This is a genomic window from Desulfuromonas carbonis (genome assembly GCF_054658035.1).
In genome coordinates this window covers 1479786-1498230 of record NZ_BAAHXR010000003.1, presented here as the reverse complement: position 1 = coordinate 1498230, position 18445 = coordinate 1479786, and the positions used below count along the sequence as shown (strand labels likewise).

At 61.5% G+C, this 18445-nt stretch carries 14 protein-coding genes and 1 pseudogene; all 15 read right to left on the bottom strand.

The window, feature by feature from the left end:
* Positions 1-84: 84 nt before the first annotated feature.
* The 15 genes and pseudogenes from ACYQ8E_RS13805 to ACYQ8E_RS13735 all read right to left on the bottom strand — a co-directional run bounded on the left by ACYQ8E_RS13805 (position 85) and on the right by ACYQ8E_RS13735 (position 18344).
* Positions 85-1134 carry a threonine aldolase family protein gene (locus tag ACYQ8E_RS13805; RefSeq protein ID WP_066723803.1) on the bottom strand — a complete coding sequence of 350 codons (1050 nt, stop codon included), beginning with the start codon at positions 1132-1134 and terminating at the stop codon, positions 85-87.
* Positions 1135-1147: 13 nt separating this feature from the next.
* A complete protein-coding gene (locus ACYQ8E_RS13800) occupies positions 1148-1480 on the bottom strand; it encodes a putative signal transducing protein (protein ID WP_066723801.1) in 333 nt (110 codons plus the stop codon).
* A 110-nt stretch (positions 1481-1590) separates the two neighbouring features.
* Complete coding sequence (locus ACYQ8E_RS13795; protein WP_066723799.1) at positions 1591-1968, bottom strand: hypothetical protein; 378 nt, start codon at positions 1966-1968, stop codon at positions 1591-1593.
* A gap of 146 nt (positions 1969-2114) precedes the next feature.
* Entirely contained in the window at positions 2115-3236 is a 1122-nt protein-coding gene (locus ACYQ8E_RS13790; protein ID WP_066723796.1) for a ribonuclease D, read from the bottom strand.
* Between the two features lie 212 nt (positions 3237-3448).
* On the bottom strand, positions 3449-4504 hold the full coding sequence (mutY, locus tag ACYQ8E_RS13785; protein ID WP_066723794.1) for an A/G-specific adenine glycosylase: 1056 nt from the start codon (positions 4502-4504) through the stop codon (positions 3449-3451).
* A gap of 118 nt (positions 4505-4622) precedes the next feature.
* A complete protein-coding gene (gene hisC, locus ACYQ8E_RS13780; RefSeq protein ID WP_066723793.1) occupies positions 4623-5675 on the bottom strand; it encodes a histidinol-phosphate transaminase in 1053 nt (350 codons plus the stop codon).
* A gap of 88 nt (positions 5676-5763) precedes the next feature.
* A complete protein-coding gene (mqnC, locus tag ACYQ8E_RS13775) occupies positions 5764-6825 on the bottom strand; it encodes a cyclic dehypoxanthinyl futalosine synthase (RefSeq protein ID WP_066723791.1) in 1062 nt (353 codons plus the stop codon).
* Positions 6826-6884: 59 nt separating this feature from the next.
* A complete protein-coding gene (locus ACYQ8E_RS13770) occupies positions 6885-7712 on the bottom strand; it encodes a KilA-N domain-containing protein (protein WP_066723788.1) in 828 nt (275 codons plus the stop codon).
* Positions 7705-7935 (bottom strand): annotated as a pseudogene (locus tag ACYQ8E_RS13765) (hypothetical protein); the annotation flags it as partial. The gene ACYQ8E_RS13770 and the pseudogene ACYQ8E_RS13765, both read right to left, overlap by 8 nt.
* Before the next feature lie 26 nt (positions 7936-7961).
* Positions 7962-10181 carry a hypothetical protein gene (locus ACYQ8E_RS13760; RefSeq protein ID WP_066723782.1) on the bottom strand — a complete coding sequence of 740 codons (2220 nt, stop codon included), beginning with the start codon at positions 10179-10181 and terminating at the stop codon, positions 7962-7964.
* Between the two features lies 1 nt (position 10182).
* Positions 10183-11262, bottom strand: coding sequence for an aminofutalosine synthase MqnE (mqnE, locus tag ACYQ8E_RS13755; RefSeq protein WP_066723779.1), 1080 nt, complete (start codon positions 11260-11262; stop codon positions 10183-10185).
* Positions 11263-11408: 146 nt separating this feature from the next.
* Positions 11409-12008, bottom strand: coding sequence for a UbiX family flavin prenyltransferase (locus ACYQ8E_RS13750; RefSeq protein ID WP_066723777.1), 600 nt, complete (start codon positions 12006-12008; stop codon positions 11409-11411).
* A 25-nt stretch (positions 12009-12033) separates the two neighbouring features.
* Positions 12034-12909, bottom strand: a complete 876-nt coding sequence (locus ACYQ8E_RS13745; RefSeq protein WP_066723774.1) for a UbiA-like polyprenyltransferase — start codon at positions 12907-12909, stop codon at positions 12034-12036.
* A gap of 168 nt (positions 12910-13077) precedes the next feature.
* Positions 13078-13593 carry a hypothetical protein gene (locus ACYQ8E_RS13740; RefSeq protein WP_459861083.1) on the bottom strand — a complete coding sequence of 172 codons (516 nt, stop codon included), beginning with the start codon at positions 13591-13593 and terminating at the stop codon, positions 13078-13080.
* A 488-nt stretch (positions 13594-14081) separates the two neighbouring features.
* Positions 14082-18344 carry a PKD domain-containing protein gene (locus tag ACYQ8E_RS13735; protein WP_459861082.1) on the bottom strand — a complete coding sequence of 1421 codons (4263 nt, stop codon included), beginning with the start codon at positions 18342-18344 and terminating at the stop codon, positions 14082-14084.
* Positions 18345-18445: the final 101 nt, after the last annotated feature.

Here is an 18445-nt window from a genome sequence, read left to right as displayed (position 1 = left end):
GATAACCCACCTGCCGCCAACAAAGCCGGGGGAGAGCTTTATAGCTCTCCCCCGGCTTTGTTCCTCCTCCAGCCGCGCCGCCCCTCAGCCGGCGGCCAACGCCTGCAGATCGGCGGCGAGAGCATCCAGGTCTTCGACACAGGTACTCCAGGAGCACATGAAGCGGGCCTGGCCGCTGCCGATAAAGGTGTAGAACTGCCAGCCGCGCTCCCGCAGGCCGTCGATCAGCGCCTGGTCCAGGCTGACGAAGACGGCGTTGGCCTGGCAGGGATGCACCACCGTCACCCCGGAAATCGCCGTCAGTCGTTCGGCCAGTTGCCGCGCCATGGCGTTGGCGTGGCCGGCATGACGCAACAGGGCACCCTCCTCGAGCAGGCCGATCCAGGGCGCCGCCAGAAAACGCATCTTCGAGGCGAGCTGCCCGGCCTGCTTGCAGCGGTAGTCGAACTCGACGGCGAGGTCCCGGTCGAAAAAGACCACCGCCTCCCCCACCGCCATGCCGCACTTGGCGCCGCCGAAGGAGAGAACATCGACCCCCGCCCGCCAGGAGAGGTCGGCCGGGGCCGCGCCGGTGGCAGCCAACGCGTTGGCGAAGCGGGCGCCATCCATATGCAGCCGCAGGCCGAGCCGGCGGCAGGTCTCCCCCACCGCCGTCAGCTCCTCCGTGCTGTAGAGGGTCCCGAGCTCGGTCGCCTGGCTGATACTCAGCACCTGCGGCTTGGGGTAGTGAATATCGCTGCGTCGCAACACGGTATGCTCGACCGCCTCCAGATCGACCTTGCCGTGGGCTCCGGGGACCAGCAGCAGCTTGTTGCCGTTGCTGAAGAACTCCGGCGCGCCGCACTCATCGGTTTCGATGTGGGCGAGCTCATGGCAGATAATGCTGTGGTAGGAGCGGCAGAGGCTGGAGAGGGCGAGGGAGTTGGCCGCGGTGCCGTTGAAGACGAAGAAGACCTGGCAGTCGCTGTCGAAAAACTCCCGCAAGCGGTCACAGGCCCGTTCGGTCCAGGGGTCGGCGCCGTAGGAAGGGGCATAGCCGCTGTTGGCCGCCGCCATCGCCGCCCAGGCTTCCGGGCAGATACCGGCATAATTGTCGCTGGCGAACTGGTTGCGCCCCAGGGTCCGATTATTCATGGAAAGCTCCTTATCAGGTACCGGCATCCGCCTCTTCCCGGGCCCGGCCGCACTTCCAGCACCCCCCGAACTGCCCTTCCAGCACCTCGCCGCAACCGGGACAGCACCAGGGTCGTTCCGTCCTGACCGGATGGAGCCAGGCCTCGATGAGAAGCCGGGCGCGCGGCAGAACTTCGGCGTCGACCACCCAGAGTTCCGGCCGCAGCTCCAAAAAGGGCAACTCCCCCATGGCGGCAAAGAGCTCTTCATTGCGCAGCAGACAGGCAATCCCCTCCTGCTCGAGGCGTTCCTTGAGCAGGCCGGCCAGAACCCGTTCGTGGGGAGAGAAGGCGAGGAGTCGGTGCATGGGTTTAAGTATCGGCCAAAACGCGCCCCGCTGCAATCGCGGTGGGGCGAAAAAGGCGGGGCGGGGCCGGTCGCAACCGGCCCCGCCCCGGGGAAAGGCAGCTGTAGCGGCTAACGCCAGAAGGGAGGGAGCAACAGGAAGGGGGGCGGCAGCAGCACCACGGTGCGCTGCTCGCGATAGGCGTAACGGGGCGGGGCAGCGCGGTGGCGGTCCTGGCGAGCGTCCTGGCGACGATCATTTCGCCAGTCCCGGTGATCCCGCCGCCGGTCATGACGCTCTTCCTGGTGGCGGCAGCCATCCCGGTCGCGGTAATGATCCCGGGCAACCTCGCGGCGGTCCCCTTCCCGGTGGGCGACCGGGTATGCAGAGTCACCATGAACGGCGACGGTAAAGGTGGTACCGGCATGGCCGGCAGCCTGGCCGGGGGTCGGGGTCAGCAGCAGGACGCAGAGGAGCAGGGAAGCACTGGAGATGAGGATGCGGATCATGGTGAACCTCCTTTCAAGGCAAGTGGTGCGTTTGTTGCCATGATAGTCGGAATGATCCGCGCCGCCAGCGGACATCTGGTGGCGTGCCGCCAGATGTCGATTCAGATGTCTGTAATTACAAATACTTGGGAAACTCGATGTCGGGTTCAGGGCGCCAGCTGGGCGAGAATATCGGCGCCCAGTTCGCGCCGCTGCCACTGTTTGAGGCCGGGAATCGTTGCCAGCTCGGCCTCCTTCCGGGGCTGGCGCCGCGCCAGCTCCTCAAGGAGGGTATTGTTGATCAACACCCCGGGGTCGATCTCCAGCGCCGTGGCCTTGGCCTCGCGCCACTTCTTCAGTCCGGCGAGACGCGCATCCACTTCGGGGTCGCGCACCCGGCGCTCGCCACGGGGCATGCTCGGCAGATCCTGCTCCGCAACCGCCAACCCGGACTCGATCGCCCCGAGCAGCGCCTTGCCGTAACGATCGACCTGGCGCGGCGATATTCCCTCGACGGCAACAAGCCCCTGCAGGTTCTGCGGCGGCGCCTGGGCGATGGCCAGCAGCGGCTTGTTGCCGACCACCTTATAGAGGGGCCGGTCGCGCTTGCAGGCCTCGGCGTCGCGCCACTGCAGCAGCGCCTCGAGGACCGCCAGCTGCCGGGGACGCAACGCGGCGGCCCCCTTGAAGCGTAGGTAAAGGGGCCCGGAGTTGTCGGCAAAACGCCCCTGCTCGAGGATGCGGAACTCTTCGGCCACCCACTCCAGGCGCCCCTTCTGGCGCAACTTCTCTTCGAGCAGAGCCGCCAGCTTATGCAGGTGCCGGGTATCCTCGGCGGCGTAACGGATCATCTCGGTCGAAAGGGGGCGCACCGCCCAGTCGGCACGCTGGTACTGTTTGTCGAGTTCCACCCCAAAGTACTTGCCGAGAATATCGGCCAGGCCAACCTTCTCTTCGCCGAGGAACTGGCAGGCGATCATGGTGTCGAAGAGACCACTGACGACGAAGCCGAAATCGCGGTGCAGACAGCGGATATCGTAGTCGGCGGCGTGGAAGAGTTTGCGGATGGCGGGGTCGGCCAGCACCGGCCCCAGCGGCGCGAGGTCGCCCCCGGCGAGGGGATCGACCAGCACGGTCCGCTCCGGGGTGGTGAACTGCAACAGGCAGACCTTCTCCCGGTAGCAGTGCATCGAGTCGGCCTCGAGGTCGACGGCGATAGAATCAAAGTGCGCCAGCTCGGCGGCAAAGGCGGCGACGGCGGAACTTTCGGTCAGGATCGGTGCGGGCATGAATACTCCAGGGGATGTGAATACCAGGGGCGTCTCGCACAGAGAACACGGAGAGCACCGAGGGATTCAAAATAAGGGGCCAGAAAAGTGCGGCGCTGACTGTGTCAACGGAAATGACAGTGGACAGACCCAAGGGGAGTTACCAACAGAAGAGGTTTCCTCCGTGATCTCAAGAGAGCAAAGCGAACGGGTGAGAGACGCCCTGCTCGGTTTTACAACAGCACCAGCGCCTTTTTGTGGGCGCCGTGCAGGGGAAAGCCGGCGAGCTCGGCCCGGGTCAACCAACGGCTCTCGGCCGCTTCCGCCACCTGCAGCGCTGCCGGCGCGTCGGCCCGAAAGAGGTGCAGGTCGAGCCTGAAGTGACTGTAGGCATGCTCGATACCGCCGGCGAAACGCAGTCTCCCCTCCCCGCCCAATTCGCGCAGCAACCGCCCCGCGGCCACCTCCGGGGTTTCCCCCGCCGCCACCGCCGTCCCGGGGAACTCCCAGAGCCCGGCCAGCATGCCGGCAAGGGGGCGACGACGTACCAGGAAGGAACCGTCGCAATCGAGCAGCAGGGCGACCTGGATCCGGGTCGGCACCTTCTGCCTGTTTTGGCGACGCGGCAGTTCGGCAGCGATCCCCAGCGCCCGCCCCTGGCAGAGGTTCTCCAGCGGGCAACGCTCGCAGGCGGGGGCAGTCGGGGTACAGAGGGTGGCACCAAGGTCCATGATCGCCTGGGCGTAGTCGTGGGGACGATCAAGCGGCGTCAGGGCTTCGGCCCAGCGCCAGAGCTGCCTTTCGGCGGCGCTGCTGCGCGGGTCTTCCTGCCAGGCGAAGAGCCGGCAGAGGACCCGGCGCACGTTGCCGTCGAGGATCGGGGCCGGCACATCAAACGCGATGGAGAGGATCGCCCCGGCGGTGGAACGGCCAATACCGGGGAGCGCCGTCAGCGCCTCCAGCGTTTGCGGAAAGCTCCCGGCGTAGCCAGCGACCACCTCGCGCGCTGTCGCGTGCAGGTTGCGGGCGCGGGAGTAGTAGCCCAAACCCGCCCAGAGTTCGATAACCTCTTCCACCGGGGCCGTGGCCAGGGCCTCCAGATCGGGGAAGCGCGCCAGGAATTTTTCGAAATAGGGAATGACCGCCGCCACTCCGGTCTGCTGCAGCATGATCTCCGAAAGCCAGACCCGGTAGGGGTCGCGTGTGTTGCGCCAGGGGAGGTCGCGGCCGGCCTTGCCGTACCAGGCGAGGAGGAGCGGGGCAACCTGCGCAAAAGGCAATTCAGGCATAGATCATTAGCCACAGAGGCACAGAGACACGGAGAAAATCAATATCGAAAAGACGGTTTGAACCTTGGCTCAATTTTCGGTTCCCTCTGGGTCTCCGTGTCTCTGTGGCGATTAGGATTTACCCGATCTCCCGCAGCGCCGCCAGCAGAGCGTCAATCTCGGCATCGGTGCCGACGGTGATCCGCAGACCATGGCGAAGCAGCGGGTCGGAGAAGTAGCGCACCAGGATCTTGCGGGCGTAGAGAGCATCATAAACCCGCTTGCCGTCACGGTCCGGCGGCGAGGCGAAAACGAAGTTGGTCTGCGAGTCGATGCTGGTGTAGCCGATCGCCTGGAGGCCGGTGACGAAACGCGCCCGGGTAGCGCGGATTCTGGCCACCGTCTCCTTCAGGTAGGCCTGGTCGCGCAGCGCCGCGCTCGCCGCCACCAGTGCCAGGCGGTCGAGATGGTAGTGGTCGCGGATCTTGTCGAGACCGGCGATTACCTCGGAGCGGGCGAGGGCGAGGCCAAGGCGCATGCCGGCGAGCTGGTAGCTCTTGGAGAAGGTGCGGGTGACGACGACGTTGTCGTACTTGCGCACCAGCTCCAGCGCCGTCGCGTCGGCGAAGTCGACATAGGCCTCGTCGACCACCAGCATCCCGGCGCAGCGCTGGGCGATCTCCTCGATATAGGCGAGGGGAAAGGCAAACCCGAGCGGCGCGTTGGGGCTGGTGAGGAAAAAGAGCTTGCCGTCGTAGCTGGCCGGGAAGTCGGCCAGCTTGAAGTCGGCCGTCAGCCCGAAGGTGCGGATCTTCGCTCCCTGGATCTCAGCGAGGGTCGCGTAGTAGGAGTAGGAGGGGTGGACGTAAGCGATCTCCTCCCCTTCCCCGGCGAAGGCGCGGATCAGGTTGTTGAGCAGTTCGTCGGAGCCGTTGGCGCTGATCACCCAGGACGGGTCGAAGCCGTAGAGCTCGGCCGCTACCTGGCGCAGCTCTTTGCTCGCCGCATCCGGATACTTGCGCAGGCTGGCGCCGTCGCCGCCGACCTCGGCGAGGATCGCCGCCGCCACTTTGGGCGAAGGTGGATAGGGGTTCTCGTTGGTGTTGAGCTTGATCCAGGCCGCTTCGTCGGCGGGCTGGAAGCCGGGGACGTAGCCGGCCATCTCGGAAATGTTCTTGCGCAGGGGGATCATAAAATCCTCAATCTTGCCACGGAGGCACAGAGACGCGGAGGCTAACCTGCTTTCAAAAGATTTTCTCTGGGCCTCTGTGTCTCTGTGGCTAGTAAGTTTCCAGAATCTCGTACTTGGTATTGCGCTTCGCCGGCACAAACCCGGCCCCGCGCGCCAACTCGATGATCTCATCCTGCGACAGGCGGAAGGAGCAGCCGGCGGCGGCGACGACGTTCTCCTCCAGCATCGTGCCGCCGAGGTCGTTGGCGCCGAAAAAGAGGGAGACCTGGGCCATCATCGCCCCCTGCGTCACCCAGCTCGCCTGGATGTTGTCGATGTTGTCGAGAACGATGCGCGACAGCGCCAGCACTTTCAGGTACTCGACCCCGCTCGCGGTGGCGCCGCCGAGCTCGGTGCCGCCGGGTTGGTAGGTCCAGGGGATGAAGGCGGTAAAGCCGCCCGACTTTGCCTGGATCTCCCGTACCCGGAAGAGGTGCTCGACGATGTCCGCGGGGCGCTCCCTGCTGCCGAACATCATGGTCGCAGTGGTTCTCATCCCCAGCAAATGCGCCTCCTCCATCACCGCCGCCCAGTCGCGCCAGCCGATCTTGTTGGGGGAGATCTCCTGGCGGACTTCATCGACCAGCACCTCGGCGCCGCCACCGGGGACCGAGTCGAGGCCGGCCGCCTGCAGGCGCCGCAGGCACTCGGGCATCGAAATCCCGGAGAGCTGCGCGGTGTGGATCACCTCGGCCGGCGACAGGGAGTGAACCTGCACCTGCGGGAAGCGCTCCTTGATCTGGCGGAAGAGCGCCTCGAACCAGTCGACTTTCAATTCCGGGTGCAGCCCTCCCTGCATCAGCAGCTGGGTTCCGCCGTGCGCCACCAGCTCGGCGATCTTGTCGAAGATCGCCTCGAAGTCGAGGAGGTAGGCGTCGCTGGCATCGGCATCGCGATAGAAAGCGCAGAACCTGCACTGCGACTGGCAGACGTTGGTGTAGTTGACGTTGCGATCAACCACGAAGGTCACCCGTCCCTGCGGGTGCTTCCGTCGCCGAATCACATCGGCCAGCTTGCCGACAGCGAGGAGGTCGGCCGCAGTCAGCAGCCAGAGCGCCTGATCGCGGTCGATGCCTGCGCCGGTTTCAATGTTTTTTTGGATCGCTTCCATGGGTATCACAGATATGCCTTGAAGCCTTCAAGTAGCTGGCCGAAGTTCCTGGGCCGTACTTATTGCTTCTCCTCCAGTTTTTTCACTCCCAGGTCTTCCGTCAACAGCCTCATCTGGTTTATGGCGATTCTGTTGAGCTTCTGCAGCCGTTTCGCTTGCGGCAAGCCGTCGCTGATGAAAAGAGCATTCAGGTTTTCGAGGTTGGAAAGACAGATAAGCTGGGCGACATTCGCTTCGTCGCGGATATTCCCCTTTTCCCCCGGATTCGTTTCACGCCATTGTTTGGCGGTCATACCGAACAGCGCCATGTTCAGCACGTCGGCCTCATGGGCGTAAATCAGGCTGGTTTCTTTTGCCGTCAGGGTCGGTGGGATCAGATTTTCCTTCACGGCATCGGTATGGATGCGATAGTTGATCTTCGTCAGATTGCGCTTGATATCCCAACCCAGCTGCGCCTGCTCGGATTCCTTGAGCCGCTGGAACTCCTTGATCAGGTAGAGTTTGAACTCGACCGAAATCCAGGAGGCGAACTCGAAGGCAATATCCTTGTGCGCGTAGGTCCCGCCATAGCGTCCCGCTCTGGAAACGAGGCCGATGGCTCCGGTCTTCTCGATCCATTGCTTTGGCGTCAGGGTAAAACTGTTCAGCCCGGCCTGTTTTCTAAACCCGTCGAATTCGACGGAATTAAACGCCGGGTTATTCAGCTGTTCCCAGATGCCGAGAAATTCGATGGTGTTGCGGTTGCGAACCCAGTTTCGAATCAGGTCGTCCGTTCGTTCGCTGTCTTTGTAGCGACCGATGTCCGTCAGACAGATGTAGTCCTCCTGATTGATCGTCCGTATGCCGACCTCTTTTTCCAGCACCTCAATCTTTCTGTTTTTACTCATCGGAGCCCCCTCCTTTATTTGAAGATGAACCAAGGTCATACCGCACCTCGACAATCGTCATGGTGTCGTTGCCGAAGATATCGACCACCTTCACCGCGATCTTCCGCCTCCCCGGCGGGCATTCGTGGGCGACGCTGACCAGCTCCAGCGAGCGGTCCTTCTTGGTGCGGAAGCTCTGCCACTCGTTCTCGAAGAGGTAATCGCCGGTCCACCGCTCTTCAAAGGTGGCCAACGCCAACTGGGCATCGCCTATCCCCCTTCTTCCTGCCGTCCCATCCAGGCGCCGAAACTGTGTCCGGCGATCATCACCATCAACGGAATCTCTTCCAGCGGCAGAGTCTCGTCGGCCACCGCCGCGGCCACATGCGCCATCTGTTCCCAGGGGACCGGCGGCTTTTTCGCCGCCTTGAGCCAGAGGGCGGCCAGCACCAGGCGTTCGACCCACTGGCTCCGGCGCGGCTGGAGGATCTTCTTCAGAATCGCATCGATGCATTTGTCCACGTCGAGGCGGCGGCGCTTGCCGAGAGCCTTTTCCACCACCCGGTCGACCTCGACATCGTCCTCGAACCAGGAGTAGGCAAAGGGTTGCTCTTCGGCCCAGGCCGCGGCATCCTCAAGAGCCTTTTCCCGGTAGCGCGTGGTCACAAAACGCTCACCCCGGCGTTCGAGCTCGGCACGCAGGGCGGCGAGCTCGGCACGGGCCTTGAAAGGTGCGGCTTTCCACTGATCGCAGCCGAGGCGTTCGGCGATGGCCACCAGCCAGTGGCAGGGGACCTTGTCCTGCGCCGCGCCGTCGGCCAGGGCCTGGCTGATGCGCCGGTTCAGGTAGTCGGCCGAGACTTCGACCGCGCCGGTCTCGTGACGCAGCATGGCGAGCAGCTCGTTGCGCTCGCGTTTGCCCGCCAGGGGAACCAGAAAAGCGTCGGCGATGCCGGCCCCCTTTTTGGGCATGACCGAGTAGCAGAGGAATCCCGTCCCCACAGGCACCAGCACCTGAAAGGTCTGGGCCATCGCGCCGTCGACGGCGCTGCCGTAGACCGTCGCCGCTACCCGTTTGGGCAGGGGCGCACATTCGATCCGCGCCTTACGGGCGTTGGTCACCGCCTGATCGATCAGGCTGCGCTGCGCCTCGGGGAACCAGTTGCGGGCGACGATCAGCCGCCGCAGGCTCGCCGGGGTCAACCGATTCCCTTCGACCTCGGCCAGCACCTGCGCCACTCCGGAGCGCACCTCGGCCTGCGGATGAAAGAGCATCAGCACCGCCGCCTCGCGAATCGTCGAATGCTCAGCCCCCAACATCAACCGGCAGAGATTGACCTGGACCTCGAAATCTCCCACCGACATCATTTGCAGGACTGCTTCAAAGAATTCGTGGGGGGTGCCGGCGCCGTCCTGTTCCAGCGCCTCCAGCAGTTCGCGCAGCACCTGTTCGGGGTCGGCGACGAAATCGGCATCGGCATCGAGCCCGGCCAGCATGCGCCGGCGGTTGGCCTCGTGCAGGAGTGGAAGAATCTCGACGCGGGCATCGAGCAGAATCTGGGTCACCATGGCGCCGAGTTGGGGCGCAACCCCTTCGGCAAAGACATGCCGGGCCAGGGCCTCCTGCCACTTTTCCATGTGCCGCGCCGCCTCGGGACGGCGCCGTTCCAGATCGACCCGCAGGATCTCCAGGGCGTCGCGCAGCAGCCCCAGACCCGCATCGAGATGCGTTTCGTCACCGGCGCGGTCATACCCGACCAGCAGGCCGGCCAGTTCGTCCGCGGCCCGGGGGTTCGCATACAAATAACCGCGCAGCTCGGTCTGCCTCAGGTTGGTGGTTTCAAAGGGCGCACCCGCCTCCCGCCGGCAGCGCTCGACCCAACCGGTGGTGCCCCCGGCAACCGGCCCCGTGTCGGGGAACAGGCTCCCTTGGGCCGTGACTGCAGCTTTTTTCTTGCGCCCGCCCGCTGGCGGCGTGCGCACCGCCGCCTTGAGCAGACTCTCGAAGGCCTCTAACGGATCCTCTTCCGGCGGCGGCTTGATGGTTCGCACCACCGAGCCCGGTTTGGGGAAGGGTTTCCCCCGGTAAGCATGTCCGTCCACTTTTTTGCGCACTTCCTTGTAGTGGCGGTACATCCCCTTGAGCCAGTCAGGAGATTCGTTGATCAGATCGACAAAAACCCGGAGCAGGTCTGCGGCTGCCGCCGGCTGCCGGGCATATTCGTTCAGGTAGGGACCGGCGAGCGGTTCGTCGGCATCGAAGCCGAACTCGATCACTGCCGCCTGCTTCCCCTTGCCGTCGACGACGTAGAGTACGGTGCGCCGGCAGTCGCACCCCGGATCGGTGCAATAGGCCTCGACAAAACTGTACTCACCGGCCTTGGCCTTGCCGACCTTGCGAGGCAGGATGACGCCGACCACCGCCTCTTCGGCATCGGGAAAAATCAGCGGATAAAGGGTCATCCCCGGGAATTTATCGATTGAAGCCATGTCAGTACACCTTCAACTCATGATACAGCGTATCGCGCTCCACCGGCACCTTCCCGGCCTTGCGGATCAGGTCGCAAAGCTGCTCCTTGGCCAGCGCCTGCGGCGCCTCGGCGCCGGCGTCATGGCCGATCTTCTCTTCGACCACGGTGCCGTCGAGGTCGTTGACGCCAAAAGCAAGCGCCACCTGGGCGATCTTCAGCCCCAGCATCACCCAGTAGGCCTTGATGTGGCGGAAGTTGTCGAGGTAGATGCGGCTGATCGCCAGCGTCTTCAGGGCATCGACCCCGCCGACCCCCTTCGCCCCCGGCACCCGGGTGTTGTCGGGCTGGAAGGCGAGCGGGATAAAGGCCTGGAAGCCGCCAGTGCGGTCCTGCAGCTCGCGCAGCTTGCTCAGATGATCGACCCGATCCTGGTGCCCCTCGACATGGCCGAAGAGCATGGTGGCGTTGGTCTTCAGCCCCTGCCGATGAACCGCCTCGACCACCTCGAGCCAGCGCGCGCCGCTGATCTTCTCCGGACAGATCTGCTGGCGCACCGCCGGGGCGAAGATCTCGGCGCCGCCGCCGGGCATGGAACCGAGTCCGGCCTGCATCAACTCGGCGATCACGGCCTCGACCCGCTGCCCGGTGAGGGCGGCGAAGTAGTCGATCTCCACTGCGGTGAAGGCCTTGACGTGGAGCTGCGGCTGGTCGGCGCGGATCGCCGCCAGCATCTCGAGGTAGAAGTCGAAGGGGAGATCGGGATGGAGCCCGCCGACCATGTGAATCTCGGTCGCCCCGGCCGCCGCTGCCTCGGCGCATTTTTCCAGGATGTCGTTGAGGGCCAGGGTGTAGCACCCCTCGTCCTCCACCCCCTTGGAGAAGGCGCAGAAGGTACAGCGGTTGACGCAGAGGTTGGTGTAGTTGATGTGGCGGTTGACGTTAAAGTAGACCTTCTCGCCGTTCTGCAGCTGATTGGCGTAGGCGGCCAGGTCACCGATGGCGAGCAGGTCGGTCGACTCGAAGAGCGCCAGCGCCTCGGCATCGGTGATGCGCAGGCCGGCGGCGAGCTTCTGGTGGAGAGTTTCGAAAATATTTGCCATCGGTGCTTTACCTCAAAAAACGTAAATCGTCTCGCACAGAGATCACAGAGGACACGAAGAATTAAAAAGGAATGGGCACCTCTGTGCTCTTTGCGTTCTCTAGTGAGCGTCAGCGAACGGGGGAGAGCCGCATTTCTCCGTCAGCTTTATTCCTCCCCCCAGCGGGTGAAAAGCGCATGCGCGACGCCGAGGCTGTCGAGAATCTTGCCGACCACGAAGTCGACCGCCTCGGCCAGGCTCTGCGGCTTGTGGTAGAAGGCCGGCATCGCCGGCAGGATCTGCGCCCCGGCCCGGGAGAGCTTGAGCAGGTTCTCGAGATGGATGGCATTGAGCGGCGTCTCGCGGGGGACCAGGACCAGGTCGCGACGCTCCTTGAGGGCGACATCGGCAACCCGCTCGATCAGGTTGCCCGAGAGCCCGGCGGCGAGGCGCCCCGCCGTCCCCATCGAACAGGGGGCGATGACCACCGCGTCGGGGGCGGAGGAACCGCTGGCGATGGCGGCGAAGAGGTCATCGCAGCCGAAGTGCTCGAGGTGGCGGTCGCCGCCGAAGTAGTCCCGCATCAGCTGCAGCCGCTGGCCGGTCGTCCCTTCCCAGCCGAGGCCGGTCTCGTAGCGCATGACCTCGAGCCCCGCCTTGGAGAAGAGCAGGGTCACCCGGCACTCCTGCTTCAGCAGCTCCTCGACCAGGCGCAGGCCGTAGATCGAACCGGACGCGCCGGTGATCGCCACTACGATCCGTTTCATCGTCGCCTCCCTTCGCAATCCCGCGTTAGGTTAAAGCATCGACCAGGGTAAAGAGGAAGATCGCCACGCTCACATAACCGTTCATGTTGAAAAAGGCCGCGTCGAGCTTGGAAAGGTCGTCGGGCCTGACCAGCCGGTGTTCATAGATCAGCAGCCCCGCCACCACCGCCACGCCGAGCAGGTAGATCCAGCCGAGGCCGGTCCCGATCAGCAGCAGCAACAGCAGGAAGACCATCATTGCATGAAAGGCGCGCACCAGCCACAGAGAGCGCGTCACGCCGAGCTTGACCGGAATCGAGTGGAGCCCCTTGTCGCGGTCGAAATCGAGATCCTGCAGAGCGTAGAAGACATCGAAGCCGGCCACCCAGAAGAGGACCGCCAGCCCCAGCGCCACCACCTGCCAGGAGACGTCACCGCGCAGGGCGATCCAGGCGCCGACCGGAGCGGCGCCGAGGCAGATGCCGAGGACGACGTGGGCCAGCGCCGTGAAGCGCTTGCAAAAGGAGTAGAGGGCAAGGAAGAAGAGCGCCACCGGGCTGAGGTAGAAGCACAGGGGGTTGAGCATCCAGGCGGCGACCAGCAGCAGCGCAAAGGAGGCGAGGACAAAGAGCCAGGCCTCGCGGGTCGAGACCATGCCGGCCGGGATATGGCGGCCGGCGGTGCGGGGATTCTCGGCGTCGATCTTGGCGTCGATAATGCGGTTGAGCCCCATCGCCCCGGAACGGGCGCCGACCATCGCCAGGCAGATCCAGAGGATTTGCCCGGCCGTCGGCGGCGCACCCGTCTTCAGCGCCGCCAGGGTCGCCCCCATCAACGCAAAGGGGAAGGCGAAGACGGTGTGGGAAAACTTGATCATCTCCAGCAGGGTACGCACCCGGCCGAAGGGAGTGCTGTCGGACATGAACAGACCTCGCTGCGGGGAATTTTCCGAGCTGCTACTTTACACCGGGCGGTTCCGGGGAACAAGGCTTTCGTCGCCCCGCCAGTCGCCGCAGAGGGGCACTGAACGGCAAAGGGAGAGGCGCTGCCTCTCCCTTTGCTCATTATACGATTGCCCTTTTTGCCAGGGTCAGTCGGCCTTCTTCAGCGGCATGCCGCACTTGCACTGCCCCGGTTGATCGGCGACGGTGTTGCAGAAACAGGACCCGCCACAGTTGCAGAAGAAGATACCGCTCCCCTTCAGGCTGACCCGTTTGACTTCCTTGCCACAACCGCACTTGCTGTTGTCGGCCGGGTCGATGGCGCACTTGCAGTTGCCGCCGCAGGTGCAGAGAAGCGCTTCGTCCCCTTCGACCTTGACCACGTGGTAGGCGACCAACGGCTTGCCGCAGGTACAGTTGCCGGGCTGGGTGCTGACGGAATTGCACTTGCACTCGGGACCACAGTTGCAGACGTAAAGGAGGTCATGGCGCTCTGCCGCCTGGTCGGCTGCCATCGGCGCCGCCATCAACCCCGCTCCCTTCAACTGGCAGTTGGCGCACCGCACCTGCTGCTTCTGTTTGCAGTGCATGCCGCAACAGCCGCTCATCACCAACGCGACAGCCAACAGCAGCACCCAGTTCCAACTCATTCTCCCGCTTGGCATCAACATTCTCCTTCATTCACAAGGGGTTAGTCCGTATTTCCCGGAATTTTCGGGGACAATATCACGTCCATTTCCTCAGGGCAAGGGGAATGACCTTCCTCCGGCCGCCCCTGAACTAGAAGCTGCGGGAGGCAGAGAAGCAAACTTTCACATTATCGATTAAAAAAACTTACTTTTTCTTGCGGTACACCCACGCATACAAATCAAAAAGCAGCTTTCCTGGCCTCCCTAGCGCTGAGTCCGGCCAGATTCCTGCAATCATAAGGAGGAGCCCTGGCATGCCAATCCCGGCCCAAGCCAACGGCGACCAGAATTGGATGCCAGGACCTCGGCCTGAAGTCCCCATATTTTCGCGGGCCAAAAAACCGATCAACACAAATACCGCATAACCGAGTCCCCAGTAAAAGATCCGGCGTTCCTTGATTATCGGCAAAATGACCTCCATAACAACGCGACTGTCTCAATACTACCTTGTCGGGATAAGTTCGTTATTCCTTCCAGCGAATCGTCGGAGTCACGGCCCTGTTGGCAGCAGCCTGCGCTTGTCCAGCACTGGTTTCGATCGTCCAGGTCTTTGTAACTCCGGCAGTCATATCAGTCCCGGTCTGGGCATCACCACTCAAAACTGTGACGGTGCTCGGGAAAGAAATGTAATAGGTGCCGATGGAATCCGGGGCGGTAATCCCGCGCATGGTAACCGAGTGGATCCCATTGGTCAGAGGAACATCGGCAGAGACGCTTATCGCCGGAGTACCCATGGAAATTATCAATTCACCATCAATATACAGAGCGAAGGTGTCATCAGTGGCCGCCCCATTATCCCCGATGGTAAAATTGTGAAGACTTTGTTCGACGGTGAACCCAATCGAATTACTTTGTTCACCCTTTACCTCAACCCAAACCGGCCCCGTTTCGGCTCCTTTCGGAACTATCGCAGAAAGCGAGGTAGAAGAGGCCGCTGTAATTCCTGCTGAAATCTGGCTGCCTGAAGGGCCGGTAAAATAGACGGTGTTTCCCGCGAGATTGTCTGAAAATCCGGCACCCGTCAGCTCGACCTTGTCGCCCCAGCCACCTTTGTCGGGAGCGATTGCGGAGAGAGTCAGGTTATCGACCAGTTCAATGGGATTTGGTGCGTCGAGTGTCACCGGATATATCTCATTAATCAGGGTATAGTCGATATGGTGATGGTGAAGGGTCACGGTAATTGGGCCTACCGCATCTTTCAGCCAAGTCGCCGGCAGTGTGCAGGTCAGCTCATCATTGGGCGCTGCAGCGCCGACCGGGATCAGGAAGGTGGAAGGAATCGGGTTGGTCTCCTCATACTCATTTCCCTTGGAATCTTTGAACACAACGGTGGGGGTATAGCGGGTCCCCTTGAATGTAGCCGGGCCAATGCCCGGGCCCTGCAATTTGACCTGTTTATTGGTATCGTCTCTCTGGATCGCAGTCGGTGATATGGTTTCGATGGCCACCGGGAAGAGCACCTTGAATTCGATTTTGCTGTGAGTGGTCGTCATGTCGATGGCCAGAGCCCCCAGGTCGATGGCCGTTCCACCCACCGATACCACCGTTTCGGCGGAACCCCAGGGAGTCAGTTTGAGCCCGAGTTTGGCAGCCAGTTTGACCACGTCCTGCGGGTCGATCGTTCCCAGGTAGGCTTCGGCCACAGCCTTAACCAGATTTTCGAGGACCTGGGTGTTCAGGGTCTTTTTAACAATCTGCCCGACCCCGCCCACAAAGTCACCGTTGGTCCAGACTTGCTCGATTCCATCGAAAACTCCAAAATCGAAAAGGACCTTCAAAATAATCTCGGTTTTTGTATCGCTGGCCTTGATCCCGACAACCGTGTTGACGACCGGTACAACCGCCTGACTCAAAAAGGTGCGTAGGGCCAATTTGAAGGAGGGCGAATTGTAGTAGTCGTCCCAGGATTCCATTCGGAGCCCGGGCGTCCGGACGGTCAAAACGGCACTGCGATACTTCAGGTCCATCTCCTTGTCGCTACCCCAATACCCCCCCCAGAGACCATTTTGCGGACCGAGCAGATCAGAGGAGAAGAAACGATCGACAAACGTATTACCTGGAAGCACCTTGGAGTTAAAGGCGTCCCGGGCTTCGACATCCGCAAAAAGCATAGTGTCATTTTCGACATTGATCTTACCGTTGATGGCGCCAGTGCCCAAAGTCCCTGCATTAACAAAACTAACGACAAAATCTTCTTGTGAATAGGCCGGCTGGATGTCTGGATTTCCGGTACTTACGGCAGCTGCACGAGCCAGCGCCGCAGTTACTTTGGGGGCCAGGTGAATGGTTCCGTTGGCTATCGCCTGATCGATCGCCGCTCCGGCTGCACCAACAGCGCTTATAATCTGAGCCTGCAATCCTGGCGCAAGATAATCTTCCAGAAAATAACTGTTACTTCCCAAGTTCTGATCAAGGTAAGTGGTGAAGTCAGTTACGGAACTTGCGACGATTGCAAGCGCTGCGGCATGGTCGGCCCGTTCAATGGACGATTCCAGGCCCATGGCACCAAAAACAATATCAGTGGCAGTCGATTGCGGGTTCATCGTAACACTGGACTGCCCGGCGAGAACCGTTGCTGAGAGGAAGACGGCCGGTTTATGGGTAGCATCGGCTGGAGCGAATACTGTGACAGAAGAGGTCCCCTGGTTGAGAACCGGCAGCAGGAAGGCGCCAGTGGCATCGATTGCCACCTTGTCTGTCCCGAACTCAGCCAAAAGTGCACTCGGAACGAGGGTCGATCCGGCAGGAAGTTCAATGACCCCACTGATCGATCGCGTTACTTTCAGACTTACCGGGTTTGAAGTACCAAGCGCCACAACCCGCAAATCTCCGCTTTCCGCGCTGGTTGGAACCGTCACTGTCAGCGCAGTATTGCTGATCTCCCAGCTATTCACCCCTGCAGCAACCGTCCCGAATACCACATTGACCGTGTTGGCCGAAAGGTTTTGACCACTTAAAACCAAAGAATCTCCGGGCATTACGCTTCCACCGGTTACGGGGTACAAAACCGGATGGGTGGCACTTACCACGATCAGGTCAAGGGCATTCGAAACCTTGGAACCCGATCCTACAGCAATACTGACCCGTCCCTGCTGGATCGAAGCGGGCAGGGCAAAGGTTAGCTGACTGTCAGAAACTGTGATCGGAGTGATATTCTCCGTAGCCGACAGGGTCTGCAATAAAACCGCTGCGGAAGGCGAAAACCCTTCTCCGTTCAAGGTGATCAAATCCCCTGCCCGGGCAATTTCCCTAATCTGGTAACTCTGGTTACTGCTCGGATCAACGACGGTCGCAACAACGTCCGACAGCAACACCCTTTGCTGCGGGTCAAGCAGTCCAGAGAGGGTCGCTACGGCATTCCGGTCAGGATCGAGAGAATCGATGAGGCCATCGTTATCGTCGTCACTGTCGAGAAAGTCGGGGATTCCATCGCCATCTGAGTCGAGGGGGAAATTGGGATTAATCCCTACTTCGCTGGCATCGGGAATACCGTTTGCGTCCGAATCATTGTCAAGAAAGCTAGGAATGCCATCGCCGTCGGCATCGCCCTGCCCTTCGAGTTTGTCTGTAATTCCATCCATGTCCGAATCGTTATCCCACCAAGCGGGGATACCATCGCCGTCAATGTCAAAGCTGCCTTTCTCTGCAAAAAACTCTTCGCCGTCACCGATCGCATCGCCATCCGCATCGGGCTCGTCGGGAAGCATGCCCATGGCCAATTCCAGGTCATCCGGCAAGCCGTCCATATCGGAATCTTTAATCAATCGCAACTCGTAACCAAAAGCAGGATTGGCCTTGCTCTGTTTATCACTAACCACTACCGTGTAGTTGCCATCCACAGGAATGCGCAAACCCACAACAACATCACCAACCAAAGATCCGACCTGGCCTTCAATCGATGGCAGAGGCAATCCATTGGTATCCAGAACAGCCAGAACCGGCTCGAAAACGTTCCCGGTCATGCTGAGGGCAACGGTTACAATGTCTCCGCCCGTCGCAGCAAACCGGAAGTAGTCATCATCGACAGTATAGGTAGAACCGGGCTCTAGAGTCCCATGAATCAAAGCAGGATAGGTTCCACTCAGAACATCGGCGTCGTTAATGTTGCCGTTGAATTCGGTCTCCGAAAATACCGCCAGAACCGATTGTAGCGCATCAAAGGGATAGGCATCGAGCGCATCGTCAACACCGTCATTATCTTCGTCAGAGTCAGCATAGTTACCAATGCCGTCCCCATCTGAATCGATCCACTCGACCTTGTTGTCCGGAAAAGCGTCGGCCGTATTGAGAACTCCATCACCGTCGCTGTCGCTGTCAGCTGAACCGAGCAAGCCATCTCCATCAAGGTCGGCCACCATGGTTTTCTCGGCCATATCGGTGGTCACCCCGTCGGACACGGTCAAGCGGACCTTATAGGAGCCCTCCGATACAGCCTTCAAACGAGCAGTCTTGCCCTGCGGCGAAGTCAGAACTGCCGAATCGGAGGTGGGCCCCTGAACCACCGACCATTGATAGGTCAGCGCCGTCGCATTGGGAGAAACCGACCCTTCGCCGCTAATGACAACATCCTGATTTAGTGCAATAGTTGCGGGGGCCGTAATCGAAGCTTTGACTGGGTTTTCCGTTGGCGGCGGAGCAGTCACACCCGAATCCCCACCACCACCGCATCCCGCGACTAGCAATGTTACGAACAGGGCCAAAGAAAGAAATCTTCCCAATCGTTTCATCATATCCTCCCATTCCAAATTAAAAACCATTCCAGCCACCCTATGTGGCCGGTTCCAAAATTCGACCAAGCTGATACGACCCATCGGTCAGCGCAATTCTC

What these genes read in the sequence shown, in the direction of transcription:
- ACYQ8E_RS13770 (WP_066723788.1), bottom strand. Translation starts at nt 7,712, where the DNA reads ATGAGTAAAAACAGAAAGATTGAGGTGCTGGAAAAAGAGGTCGGCATA.
- mqnE (WP_066723779.1), bottom strand. Translation starts at nt 11,262, where the DNA reads ATGGCAAATATTTTCGAAACTCTCCACCAGAAGCTCGCCGCCGGCCTG.
- mqnC (WP_066723791.1), bottom strand. Translation starts at nt 6,825, where the DNA reads ATGGAAGCGATCCAAAAAAACATTGAAACCGGCGCAGGCATCGACCGC.
- ACYQ8E_RS13805 (WP_066723803.1), bottom strand. Translation starts at nt 1,134, where the DNA reads ATGAATAATCGGACCCTGGGGCGCAACCAGTTCGCCAGCGACAATTAT.
- ACYQ8E_RS13795 (WP_066723799.1), bottom strand. Translation starts at nt 1,968, where the DNA reads ATGATCCGCATCCTCATCTCCAGTGCTTCCCTGCTCCTCTGCGTCCTG.
- mutY (WP_066723794.1), bottom strand. Translation starts at nt 4,504, where the DNA reads ATGCCTGAATTGCCTTTTGCGCAGGTTGCCCCGCTCCTCCTCGCCTGG.
- ACYQ8E_RS13760 (WP_066723782.1), bottom strand. Translation starts at nt 10,181, where the DNA reads ATGGCTTCAATCGATAAATTCCCGGGGATGACCCTTTATCCGCTGATT.
- ACYQ8E_RS13750 (WP_066723777.1), bottom strand. Translation starts at nt 12,008, where the DNA reads ATGAAACGGATCGTAGTGGCGATCACCGGCGCGTCCGGTTCGATCTAC.
- hisC (WP_066723793.1), bottom strand. Translation starts at nt 5,675, where the DNA reads ATGATCCCCCTGCGCAAGAACATTTCCGAGATGGCCGGCTACGTCCCC.
- ACYQ8E_RS13745 (WP_066723774.1), bottom strand. Translation starts at nt 12,909, where the DNA reads ATGTCCGACAGCACTCCCTTCGGCCGGGTGCGTACCCTGCTGGAGATG.
- ACYQ8E_RS13735 (WP_459861082.1), bottom strand. Translation starts at nt 18,344, where the DNA reads ATGAAACGATTGGGAAGATTTCTTTCTTTGGCCCTGTTCGTAACATTG.
- ACYQ8E_RS13800 (WP_066723801.1), bottom strand. Translation starts at nt 1,480, where the DNA reads ATGCACCGACTCCTCGCCTTCTCTCCCCACGAACGGGTTCTGGCCGGC.
- ACYQ8E_RS13740 (WP_459861083.1), bottom strand. Translation starts at nt 13,593, where the DNA reads ATGCCAAGCGGGAGAATGAGTTGGAACTGGGTGCTGCTGTTGGCTGTC.
- ACYQ8E_RS13790 (WP_066723796.1), bottom strand. Translation starts at nt 3,236, where the DNA reads ATGCCCGCACCGATCCTGACCGAAAGTTCCGCCGTCGCCGCCTTTGCC.